The organism is Flavobacterium chungbukense, from assembly GCF_020805785.1.
GTDB lineage: Bacteria > Bacteroidota > Bacteroidia > Flavobacteriales > Flavobacteriaceae > Flavobacterium > Flavobacterium chungbukense.
Window position 1 is genome coordinate 300,477 of record NZ_JAJGZV010000002.1, and the last position, 12,474, is coordinate 312,950.

General features: G+C 34.9%; 10 protein-coding genes. 8 read left to right on the forward strand and 2 right to left on the reverse strand.

Going from position 1 to position 12,474, the window contains the following annotated elements:
• Positions 1-55: 55 nt before the first annotated feature.
• A complete protein-coding gene (locus LL966_RS06535) occupies positions 56-1,333 on the forward strand; it encodes an acetyl-CoA C-acetyltransferase (protein WP_229351422.1) in 1,278 nt (425 codons plus the stop codon).
• Positions 1,334-1,448: 115 nt separating this feature from the next.
• Here LL966_RS06535 and LL966_RS06540 read toward each other — a convergent pair whose 3' ends face one another.
• On the reverse strand, positions 1,449-2,060 hold the full coding sequence (locus LL966_RS06540; RefSeq protein WP_229351424.1) for an FMN-dependent NADH-azoreductase: 612 nt from the start codon (positions 2,058-2,060) through the stop codon (positions 1,449-1,451).
• Positions 2,061-2,166: 106 nt separating this feature from the next.
• Here LL966_RS06540 and LL966_RS06545 point away from each other — a divergent pair, with 106 nt between their 5' ends.
• The 3 genes from LL966_RS06545 to LL966_RS22750 all read left to right on the forward strand — a co-directional run bounded on the left by LL966_RS06545 (position 2,167) and on the right by LL966_RS22750 (position 5,949).
• Positions 2,167-2,544: a winged helix-turn-helix transcriptional regulator gene (locus tag LL966_RS06545; RefSeq protein WP_262909455.1), complete on the forward strand. Its 378-nt coding sequence runs from the start codon at positions 2,167-2,169 to the stop codon at positions 2,542-2,544.
• A gap of 188 nt (positions 2,545-2,732) precedes the next feature.
• Positions 2,733-5,651 carry a PQQ-dependent sugar dehydrogenase gene (locus tag LL966_RS06550; RefSeq protein WP_229351426.1) on the forward strand — a complete coding sequence of 973 codons (2,919 nt, stop codon included), beginning with the start codon at positions 2,733-2,735 and terminating at the stop codon, positions 5,649-5,651.
• A gap of 166 nt (positions 5,652-5,817) precedes the next feature.
• Positions 5,818-5,949: a hypothetical protein gene (locus tag LL966_RS22750; RefSeq protein WP_262909456.1), complete on the forward strand. Its 132-nt coding sequence runs from the start codon at positions 5,818-5,820 to the stop codon at positions 5,947-5,949.
• Between the two features lie 198 nt (positions 5,950-6,147).
• On the opposite strand, the gene LL966_RS06555 is transcribed toward LL966_RS22750, so the two are convergent.
• Entirely contained in the window at positions 6,148-6,897 is a 750-nt protein-coding gene (locus LL966_RS06555; RefSeq protein WP_229351428.1) for a 4-hydroxy-tetrahydrodipicolinate reductase, read from the reverse strand.
• A gap of 532 nt (positions 6,898-7,429) precedes the next feature.
• Here LL966_RS06555 and LL966_RS06560 point away from each other — a divergent pair.
• The 4 genes from LL966_RS06560 to LL966_RS06575 all read left to right on the forward strand — a co-directional run bounded on the left by LL966_RS06560 (position 7,430) and on the right by LL966_RS06575 (position 12,473).
• A complete protein-coding gene (locus LL966_RS06560) occupies positions 7,430-7,780 on the forward strand; it encodes a hypothetical protein (RefSeq protein WP_229351430.1) in 351 nt (116 codons plus the stop codon).
• A gap of 235 nt (positions 7,781-8,015) precedes the next feature.
• Positions 8,016-8,711 (forward strand): ABC transporter ATP-binding protein, encoded by a 696-nt coding sequence (locus LL966_RS06565; protein ID WP_229351432.1) that lies wholly within the window; start codon positions 8,016-8,018, stop codon positions 8,709-8,711.
• Between the two features lie 7 nt (positions 8,712-8,718).
• Entirely contained in the window at positions 8,719-11,016 is a 2,298-nt protein-coding gene (locus LL966_RS06570; RefSeq protein WP_229351435.1) for a TonB-dependent siderophore receptor, read from the forward strand.
• 5 nt (positions 11,017-11,021) lie between these two features.
• The gene (locus tag LL966_RS06575) at positions 11,022-12,473 is read left to right on the forward strand and encodes an ABC transporter permease (RefSeq protein WP_229351438.1); all 1,452 of its coding nucleotides are present in this window, start codon (positions 11,022-11,024) and stop codon (positions 12,471-12,473) included.
• The last annotated feature ends 1 nt before the right edge of the window (position 12,474 follow it).

Genomic DNA, 12,474 nt, shown 5'->3' on the forward strand with positions numbered 1-12,474 from the left:
GTCTATCTTTATATTCCGAATAACTATTTACTATTTCAATTAATAAAGTACTGAAATGAAATCAAATACGATAAAAAAAGTAGCTATTGTAGGTTATAATAGAATTCCTTTTGCAAGAGCAAACACAGCTTATTCTAATGTTGGAAATAAAGAAATGATGATTGCTGCTCTTAATGGTTTAATTGATAAATATAATTTGAAAGGAAAATTATTAGGTGAAGTTGCCGGAGGTGCCGTGATCAAACATACGTACGACAATAATTTGATTCGCGAATGCGTAATGCAAACTAGCCTAGATCCTGCAACTCCTGCCTGCGATTTACAGCAAGCTTGTGATACAGGAATCGAAAGTGCCATCTACATTGCTAATAAAATTGCTTTAGGTCAGATTGATTCTGGAATTGCTGGCGGTGTAGATTCAATCAGCGATATGCCAATTGCAGTTAGCGAAAAACTTAGAAAAATATTATTAGAAGCTCGATATGCAAAATCATTAGGCGGAAAAATCAAAACTTTTTTGAAACTACGTCCAAAAGATTTAAGTCCGCTTGTACCTAAAAATGAAGAATCTCAAACGGGACTTTCAATGGGCGGACATACCGAAATTACCGCAAAATATTATAAAATATCTCGTGAAGAACAAGATCAATTTGCCTTAAAAAGTCATTTGAATATGGCTAAAGCATACGACGAAGGATTCTTTGACGATATGATTACGCCTTTCAACGGATTAGAAAAAGACAATAATCTAAGAAGAGACAGTACAATTGAAAAATTAGCGAAACTAAATCCTGCCTTCGATAAGGTAAACGGTACTTTGACAGCAGGAAATTCTACTCCTCTTACTGATGGAGCTTCTTGTATTCTTTTAGCAAGCGAAGAATGGGCAAAAGAACAAGGTCTTCCAATACTGGCTTATATTACTTTTGCAGAAATTGCTGCAATTGAGTACGTTAAAAATCAGCAGAATCTATTATTAGCGCCTTTATTTGCTGCTTCGAGAATGCTTGAAAAGGCAGAATTAAATTTACAAGATTTTGATTTTTATGAAATTCACGAAGCCTTTGCAGCTCAAACTTTAGCAACTTTAAAAATATGGGAAAGTCCTGAATTGAGCGCTGAAATAGGTTTAAAGAAAACACTTGGGGCAATAGATCGAAATAAATTAAACGTAAAAGGAAGTAGTCTAGCGGCTGCTCACCCATTTGCGGCGACAGGCGGCAGAATTATTGGCGTAATGGCAAAACTGCTAAACGAAAAAGGTGCTGGAAAAGGTTTAATCTCCATTTGTGCCGCAGGCGGACAAGGAGTCACTATGATCATTGAAAAATAACTTTTTGCATTTCAACAATATATCAATTTGAATTTATAAATCTGCTTAATCTGTCAAATCTGCGAGCAAAAAGATGCTCTCGCAGATTTGACAGATTAAGCAGATTTTTTTTTTATTAAAAAGTAAATTCCTCAACCGAAGACAAAGCCTTTGGCAAAGCACTTTCTGCAAAATCAGGAATTGCAGTTCCTTCTACACGGAAAGTAGTTACATCGGTCATTCCTAAAAATCCAAATACAGCTCGAAGATACGATTCTGAAAAATCATAGCTTTTGTACGGACCCTCAGAAAATATAGCTCCTGAAGCAATTGAGAGATATACTTTTTTATCTGTTACCAATCCTTTTGGTCCTTCTGCGCTATAACTAAAAGTCTTTCCTGCCCTGGCAATTTGATCAATCCATCCCTTTAAAACTGCAGGAATTCCAAAGTTGTACAAAGGCACGCCAATTACAATAACATCAGATTCTAACAAAGTATTTATAGCATCATCTGAATATTTTAAAGTCGCTCTTTGCTCCGGTGTGTGCGCTTCTTCAGGAGTATAAACCGCACTTATATGAGAATTGGTTAAATAAGGTAATGGTGTTTTTGTCAGATCAAGTGTCTGCACTTTTGTGTCGGGTTGCCCTGCTGCTAATTTTTCTATTACTGCGTTGGACAATTGATTACTAAATGAATTTTCTCCATTAGTACTCGTTATTATTTGTAAAATTTTTTGGCTCATAATTTATAGATTTGTTTTTCAATACAAACTTATCTACATTTACTATCCCTTTTATAGTACTATCCTCAAGGATAGCGCTATCCTTGGAGATAGTAAGTAACAAATTATGGAAATCGACACAAAACCACAGGAAACACCCAAAAAGGATTGCAAACCACAAGAATGTATGGGTGCATTACTTCCCGTTAGAGATGCTTTGGAAGTATTAAGCGGAAGATGGAAGCTTCCTATTTTAATTGCATTGTCCGACAGACCCAAACGATTCAATGAAATTTCGAAGGACATCAACGGTATTACAGATAAGATGCTTTCTAAGGAACTTAAGGATTTAGAAATCAATAAACTTGTTACTAGAAAAGTGTATGATACTTTTCCGCCAACAGTAGAATATTCCCGAACAGAACACAGCCAATCGCTGACGAATGTAATCATGGCTTTAAAAGATTGGGGAACTTTACACCGAAAAGAGATTATCGGAAAATAGATTTTAAAGCTATTTGGCGAAGAACTCAAACACTACAAAAACTTTACAGCAAAATTGTCATCACAGCGTTTTTCTGGTTTTGAAAATGTTATTAGCCATTTCTAAAAAACATAACATTTGAATTTCAAATAATTATACAGAAAAGGATTAAATTTGATTACCCAAATCCTTAAAAATTCTGAATAATTATGAGAAGAAATCTACTTTTTAACATCAAAAAGCAATTGTTTAGCTATTTACTGGCAATTTTCGCTTTATTAGTTTCATTAAAATCTCACTCACAATACATTACTCAAAACCTTGCACCTACAGCTGTAATTAAAGAAGGATTAGCATTGGAGCAATCTCCAGACGGAAGAATATTTATAGCAGAAAGAGGCGGTATTGTGAAAGTGTTTCAAAACAATACAGTTTCAACGGTTTTTAATGTGACTACCGTAACCGACAATGAACAAGGTTTGCTTGGATTAACGCTGCACCCTAACTTTGCTGCAAACGGATATATTTATGTTTTTTATTCTATTAATGACGGAACTGTAATACGTCACCGTATTGAGAGAATCAAAATAGATAATGCCAATCAAGTAATTAGCAGACAAGAAATTTTGCTTTTGGAACCGATTGGAGGTGGATTTCATAACGGTGGTGATTTAAAGTTCTTCAATGGTTATCTTTATGTCACTGTTGGTGACAGTCAACAAAATACCAACTCTCAGGATTTAGACACTTATAAAGGAAAAATTCTTCGTTTAACCGAAGACGGACAGCCAGCACCTGGAAATCCGTATTATGGAAGTGGTTCTGTACAAAGACAAAGCATCTGGGTTTACGGTTTCAGAAATCCATGGAGATTGGTTGCAAATCCTGTTGCCAACAAATTATTTGTTCTAGATGTTGGCACTTCATGGGAAGAAGTAAATGAAATCAGTAATCCTGCTATTCGCAATTATGCCTGGGGACATCAGCAGGGAGGAGACGGAAAACAAACTGAAACTAATTTATTTACCAATCCGATATTTACTTACGCGACTGGAAGCATAGGAAATGCGTTAACCAATGGGTTACTTTATAATCCGACAATATCTCGTTATCCTAATCTTCAAGGAAAATTTATCATTAAAGATTATGTAAGAACAGAAATAAGATCTTTTGATCCAAATGTTGCAGATCCAGTTTCCACAACTTTCTTTACTGCTCCACAGCAATATGCTCTTGGAATGATGCTCGGAAATGATGGTTATATTTACTATTGTGCTTACGGAAATAACGGCTCTTTAATCAAACTCGATTATATTGAAACTGCTGCTCCAACGATTGTTAATCATCCTGTTTCTCAATCTATAATGGAAACTAATCCTGTTACTTTTACGGTTTCGGCGAGTGGGACAGGTTTAACTTATCAATGGCAATTTAATAATGCAAATATCAATGGTGCGACTGGGGCAACTTATACAATCCCAAATGTAACTAATGCAAATGCAGGAGCTTACAAAGTGATTGTCACGAATACAGCTGGAAACGTAACCAGTAATCCTGCAACCTTGACCGTAACGCCATTTAGCAATAAACCAACGGTAACAATTGTTTCTCCTTTACCAACATTAAAATGGAATGCAGATGATATTATCCCTTTTGAAGCTATAGCTACTGATATTGAAGACGGAACATTGCCCGCAAGTGCTTTTTCTTGGAGCATCGATCTTTTTCACGAAGATATTCCCGGTGCTGGTCATTCACATCCCGGAGCAAGTCCGCAGGGTGTGAAATCAGGAAATTTTACCGCTTCCAATCAAGGCGAAAAAACACCGAATGTTTGGTACAGATTTACTGTAAAAGTAACCGACAGCAACGGATTAACTGCCACAACTTTTGTAGACATTAAACCTAATTTAGTCGATGTCACTGCAGCTAGCTCGCCAGTACCATTAAATTTAGAATTCAATCAAAAACCCGTTACAGCACCTTCAACAAAACAGGTTGTGGCAAATGCTGGTTTACAAACTTTAAATGCTCCAACGCCTCAATATGTTGGAAATATTCGCTATGATTTTGATCACTGGAGTCAAGGCGGATTGGCTAATCAGTCTTTTAAAGCTCCTGCCTCGGGAGCAATTACTTATACTGCATTTTATACTTCAACAACTCTTCAAAATGCACCTTATCAAGGAATAATTGCTCAAATACCAGGAATTATTGAAGCTGAAAATTACGATATTGGTCCTGGAGCAGTTTTAGATAAAAACGGCGGTGGCGATACTGCTTACAGAGCCGGCGACGGTGTTGGAACTGAAGCTTGCAATGAAGGCGGATTTAATCTTGCTTATGTTGCTAAAGATGAATGGTTAAAATACACAGCAAAAGTAAATACAACTGGAAATTATACCATCAATCTTAGAATTGCTACTCCATATAATACCAGAAAACTCCATCTTGAAGTAGATGGTGTCAATGTAACTGGAGTGGTAAATATTCCAAATACAGGAGGTTTTCAGAACTGGCAGACTGTTGCTATTCCAAACATAGCATTAACGCAGGGTACGCATGTTATCACTTTGTATTTTGAAGAAAACGACATCAATGTAAATAAAATGGAATTTGTATTGTCTGCAAGCACCACTACACCTATTGCCGATTTTGAATTTACACCGCAAATGGGCTGTTTGAATAATCCCGTTACTTTTACTTCTGTTTCTGTAGGAACTGTAGATGCTTATGCTTGGAATTTTGGTACTGGCGCAACACCAGCGACAGCAGCAGGAATTGGTCCACATTCGGTAATTTTTTCTACAGAGGGAACCAGACAAGTGTCATTAACTGTGAGCAATTCAAACGGAAATAATACCAAAACGGTTTCTTATATGGTTGAAAATTGCAATTTAGGTGTTGAAAATCCAAATGAAGAATTCAATAAAATTGTCGTGTATCCAAATCCATCAAAAGGAATATTTCACTTGTCAAAAGAACTGGAATGGACTGTATATTCTACCACTGGAAGTAAAATCAAACATGGCTCAGGAAATGTGATTTCAATTTCTGAATTTGCTACTGGAATTTACTTCATCAAAACAAATATCAGCAGTAAAGCGATTCCAATTACGAAACAATAATTTTTATTTTATAAATCATCTTGCAATATGTATTGGCTTTGGAACTGTATAGCTACTTGTAAAAAAGCAAGTGCAGCGCTCGCTATTTGTAGGCATTAAAATAACGCATTTGTCTTCCTTATGGAATAGTAAAAGCTTCTAAACATGCTCTCACAATGTCAAAAAAATGGATGAAGAATACTTTGGCTCATGCTCAGATGCACATGCCTCTGAAATCGAATGTCTGCAGGGAATTTCCGTTCTTTCTATTGCTAAGATGAATTTAGAATATTTGAAAGCTTTGGCTTTTAGGAAATAAAGTAATTTAAAATACTTAAGAGAATTTCTCGCAAAGACGCAGAGCCGCAGAGTTTTTCTTTTTTAATAAGCTGTTTAAACTTAGCGGCTCTGCGTCTTTGCGAGATTATATTTTACATTTACCGTTCAACTTCGCTCAGGAAGTCAAGTACTTCCATTCTTTCAAAAAGAAAAAACTTTGCGGCTTTGTGGCAAATAACTAAACAGTAAAATACGGCGTTAAGATATCCTCAAAGTTGAATAAACCGTTTTCTTTCTCTTTTATATTTTCGGCAACAAAGATAACTCCGTTTCCAAAGGCTTCTCTTGAAATAGATTCGTGAATAATTCGTACCGTTTGAAAAGGAAATCCAAAAATAACTTCATGTTTTCCGACAATACCTCCTGCTCTCACCGAATTGATATTTTCTTTATCAACATCTAACGCTTCAGCTATTTTTATAGCAGTTCCAGAAGTTCCTTCCTTAGCTTTAAAGTGTTCTTCATTAACTTCAATATCAACCCAAGGCGCAATTTTCTTTAGAAATTTGGCTGCAAATAATAAATAATTGACGCCTAAAGTAATATTTGGCGACCAAAAAACCGTTGTTTTCTGTCCCAATTTCTTTAAAAACTGGAGTTCTTTATCTTTATAATGAGAAATAGCCGAGATTATTTTTACATTCTTTTTTGCGGCAACTTCACCGTAAGTATAAATTCCTTGATGAGAAGAAAAGTCAATAATTACATCAACAGGATGTTTTTCTAGCAATTCTTCAATAGAAGTTTTTGAACTTGAATAGATTAAGCCGGGTTCGTCTGACTCCACTCCAAAAAATTCTGGCACCGATCTGTGTTCTAAAACAGTACTTTGTCTCAAAACCCATTCTAAGCAGAATTTTTTATTTTCTAATAATATTGAAGCTACTGATTTTCCAGTTTTTCCGAATCCGATTAATCCTATTTTCATAAGCATTTGTATTTTAAATGAGCGGAATGCTCGTTAGAAAAATTGATACTATCACGTGTTAAATATCAATCCAAATTTTATTTTATTTCAACAGTTTTAAAACTGCTATCTGAGTAAAACTAGGAAAATTATAACAGAATTCCGAGTTAAAATTGCATTTTATAACAAAAAACTGACATATTAATACTATTTTTTCTGTTAATAGAAATTACGAGACTAGTATTTCTGATGAAATACCTAAAGGACAAAAAAAAATTATTTCAACGGTACTTTTTAGTTCAAAAATTCTAATTTATTATTTTTATAATGTAAAAAATAAAAGTAATTTTGAAAATTCGTCAGATTTTTACACTTTACAATTGCTATAAAATAACCTGTAAAGTTGTTGTTTTTTAAAGGGTTTTAATTAGAAATTAAAAATAAAAAAACAATGTCTTTATAGCATTTAAAAATAAGATGTCTATATTTGCAACTCTGTTGCGATTATTTATTTAAGTATTAAACACTTAAGATTGCACAGAAATGTGTTGGAATGAAAAAGAGAATCGTATTAGTAAATTTCTTAGCATCTTTTGCAGTATTGTGCGCCATGCTGTTTCAGACCGTGCACTCTTACGAACATCTTTTCAAACAGCTTTCTGAAAAACCTTGTGTACACCATACAAGTGCTAATCAAAAAGAAATAACTCACAGCCATGAAGTCGATACAAAATGTCATTTTTGTCATTTTGCTTTCAGTACTTTTATTCCGAATTCAATTCAGGCTGTAATTTTTCAAAAAACACAAATTGAGTCTAAACCGATATTTATTTATAATCAATCGGTTTCTACATTCTTCAAAGGCAGTTTATTTGCTTTAAGGGCTCCTCCTGCTTTAATCTAGTTTACTTTTTTTATTATCCATTTCTTTTTTCGCTTTAAAGCGAAAGAAAGCTATTGTTTTAAGAATAAAAAATTATTACCGTATCGCTTTCTATTTTTGAGAACTCCTTTGCGGATAAATCATTGTAAACTTCACCCTTTCATTTCAAACAAAAAAAATCAGACGATCTAATTAATTTTTCGTCTGGAATCACTTTATCATTTACTAAAATTCAATCCAAATTCAAGAAATACTTATGCTTACAGCTGAAAATCTGACCAAGAAATACGGTGATAATATTGCATTAAATGCGCTAAATTTAACTATTAAGGAAGGCGAAATATTTGCGCTTCTCGGTCAAAACGGTGCTGGAAAAACCACCACAATCAACCTATTTTTAGGTTTTATTGAGCCAACCGAAGGAACTTTAACCATTAACGGTATACCAGTTGACTTAAACGCTAAAACGACAAAGGAATTTGTTGCCTACATTCCTGAAACGGTAATGTTATATCCGAATTTAACTGGATTAGAAAATCTTAAATTTTTCTCTTCTTTGGCAGGTTTCAAATACTCTAAAGGAGAACTGGTTTACTTTTTGAATAAAGCAGGATTACAAACCAAAGCACACGACCAAAATCTGGGCGGTTATTCTAAAGGAATGCGCCAAAAAGTCGGAATTGCCATTGCTATCGCCAAAAGAGCAAAAGTGCTTTTATTGGACGAACCAACAAGCGGTTTAGATCCTAAAGCATCTAATGAATTTTCTCAGATTCTGAAAGAACTTTCTGCAGACGGAACAGCCATTTTAATGGCAACTCACGATATTTTCAGGGCGCGCGAAGTGGCTAGTCACATCGGTATTATGAAACAAGGAAACTTGGTTACCGTGATTGAAGCGGAGAAAATTTCGGCCAATGAACTAGAAGATTTGTATTTACAAACCGTTTAATCGAAAAATGAAACAGCAACTTTTTTTAATTTTTATAGCGGGCACTTTTTCAAGTTTAAACGCACAGAGCAATCAAAAAATAAGAGACAGCATTGGTAAGGATTCTCTAGAAGTAGAAGCCAAACGCAATGAACTCCAAACAGTAGAAATTATAGGACGCTCGACGCGAAAATACAACAGCGATTATTCTTTTTCTGCAACAAAAACGGCGACTTTAAATAAGGATATTCCGCAATCTATTTCGAGCATTACCAAAGAATTAATTGCCGATAAAGGCGCTATTTATTTGGCCGATGTTGTCAAAATGGCAAGCGGCGTAATTCCAGCGAGTTATTACAATCAATATACCATTCGTGGGATCAGTCAAAATGAAGAAGGCCAGATTATCAACGGAATGCGAACCAGACAATATTATTTTCTACAGCCATTAACAAGTAATATTGAGCGAGTTGAAGTAATTAAAGGTCCGTCGAGCGCGACATTTTCTTCTGTTGATCCAGGGGGAAGTATTAATATGGTTACGAAAAAACCGCTTGCTATTGACCGTAAAGAAGTTAGCCTTACTGTTGGAAGTTTTAGCACACTTCGCGGGACTTTAGATTTTACAGGACCTTTAAACGATTCTAAAACACTTTTATATCGTGTAAACGGAGCATATCAGGAAGCAAAATCATTTCGTGATTTGGTCAACAATAAATCCTTCTTGATTTCTCCTTCGTTCACTTATATTCCTAATGAAAAAACGGCCATCAATACCGAATTGATTTTAAGTGACATGACTGGAGTTCTAGATCGCGGGCAACCTATTTTTGGTGCTGTTGCCGGTAAAACTGATTTAAATAAAACTCCAATCAGTTTGAATTTAGGTGCTTCTGGAGATTATTTTAAATCTAAAGAAATGATTTTGATGACGAATTTTGCACATAAATTCACTTCAAAAATTGGCTTCAATGCATCGTACATGAAGCAAACTTGGACAGAAAATCTCCAGGAACATCGCACAACAAATGCTTTTGCAGTTGATATGAACAATCAGCCTGTGACAAGTTTAGCCATGATGCAATTTGTACAGCGCCAGCAATATTGGGATATTGACAATTTGAGTGCTTATTTTAATTTTGATTTTAAAACAGGAAAACTCAATCATAAGTTATTAACTGGATATGATTTGAGCAGTTGGAATAAAAATATTGGTGGCGGTCAAAATGCTGCGAGAGGGTATCTTTTAAAAGACGGAACGGTTGCCAGTTCTTTTGTTCCAGCCAATGCTTCAAATTATCAAACGGTTACTGTAAACGATGTTGCATTACCCAAACCAAATGTCAATTTCTTCGATTTGAACAATCCTTCTTATGCGTTGAGAAATACGCAGGATTATGTCATGAATGTTCGTACAGCGCTTCCATCTGCTCTTACTACAACCAATGCGGTTTACATTCAGGATCAAATTCAATGGGAAAAATTTACTTTTTTGTTGGGACTACGAAACGAATGGTTTGAGGATGTTACAAACTACAAATCAAATAAGGAATTAACAGTCAAAAAATCTGCTTTACTGCCTAGAATTGGAGTTACGTACGCTATCAATAATGAAATAAATGTCTATACAACCTATTTAGAAGGATATCAGCCACAATCGAATACAACGACTTTGATGCCGCAAACGGGAAGCTTACCTGCTGGAAGTTTGTTTAAACCATTGGAAAGTGATTTGAAAGAGTTTGGAATGAAAGCTGTTTTCTTTAATAATACCGTAAGTTTTAACGCGGCGATTTACGAAATTGATCAGCGTAATATTTTGATGAACGCCAATGATCCTGTAAATCCCGATTTGCTAGTAACCAGAGGTTCTGAAAGAAGCCGTGGTTTTGAATGCGATCTTGCCGGTTATATTACTAAAGATTGGCAGATAAACGCTTCTTACAGTTATATCGATGCCGAAATTACAAACGATGCCAATGTTTCTCTAATTGGGCAAAGAAAGCAAAATACACCAAAAAACAGCGCCAATTTATGGACACGCTACAACTTTGCTTCTGATTCAGCTTTAGATGATTTCGGGATTGGATTGGGAATGCAGTATCAAAGCAGTAAAGTGCCTTGGTTTACAAGAGATTTTACACTTCCTGACTTTACTATTTTTGATGCAGCGCTTTATTATAAACCAAATAATGGCAATATGCAGATTGCCTTGAATGCAGGAAATCTGCTTAATAAAACGTATTGGTTAGGCGCTCAAAATTATTTGAGATTATTTCCTGGAAGTCCTAGAAATGCAAGCTTAACCGTAACTTATAAATTTTAATTTATATGAAAATATTACACTCAGAACTTTTAATAGCCAGCCATTTTAGACAGTCGGTTTTTAAAAATACAGCTTTATATATCATTACTTTTTTTATTGGTATTTTGCTTTTATACGCTACATTTTCGGGTTGGGAAAATTATAAAAACCAGAACGAAACCAGCGAAAAATACCAGCACGAATCGAGAGAAGACTGGCTGAAAAATCCGGATAAAAATCCGCATCGAATGGCGCATTATGGCAATTTTGCGTTTAGAAAAAGTACACCTTTAAGTGTTTTTGAATTTGGGATGGAACCGTTCTTTGGGAATGCTATATTCCTTGAAGCACACAAACAAAATACCGCCAATTTCTCTGAAGCGGGATTTTCTAACAGCATGCTTCGCTTTGGAGAAATCAGCATTGCAATGGTTTTACAGGTTTTACTGCCTTTATTAATCTTCTTTTTAGGATTTAATGCTATTGCTTACGAACGTGAAAATGGAACTCTAAAAATTCTTTTAACGCAAGGAATTAACTGGAAACAGCTTTTAATTGGAAAAATATTAGGAATTGCCAGCGTTATTATGATGCTTTTTGTTCCAACCATTATTGTTTTGGTTTTGGTGTGGCTGTTTTTTCAAGACTTTACCGTTACAGCTGACGAAGCCATAAAAATGATATTGTTTATACTTTTTCATCTTGCCTATCTCCTATTCTTCTGCGTTATTGCAGTTTTGATTTCGGCAGTTAGTAAAACTTCCAAAAAAGCATTGATTACGCTTATCGGAATCTGGCTGCTTTTTACGATTATTTTGCCAAGAACGACACAGGCAATTGGAGCTTATATTTATGAAGCGCCTTCTAAAATTCAGTTTAATAGCGACATTGAGAAAGACATTTTAAAACAAGGTGATAGTCATAATCCGAATGATCCGCATTATAAAACGATTAAAGATTCTTTGCTTCGTGCTTACAAAGTAGATTCCGTACAGAAACTTCCGTTCAATTATTCGGGATATATTATGACCGAAGGCGAAAAAATAAGCTCTAGAATTTACAACGAACATTTAGAAGAACTTTTAAATGTCTACAAACAACAGAATAGTTTTTCTAAAACAGTCTCTTTTCTAAATCCATTTATCGCGATAAAAAACCTATCGATGGGCTTGTCGAATACGGATTATGAATCTTATGTCGATTTTCAGAAACAAGCCGAAGATTATCGTTATAAAATGGCTCAGAAAATGAATGCTTTGCAGATTAAATACATCAGCAATAAAAAACCTGGACCAAATGATAAGCCATTGACAATTGGCAAAGAGCATTGGGCAGATGTAGAAGAATTTCATTACGAAGCTAAAACTATTGGAACAATTCTTAAAAACGAAGCGGTTTCCATTATTTCGATTATTCTCTGGATTGCAGCGCTTATTATTTTAATTCAAATTGCATCCAAAAAACTTAAAGCCATTTAAT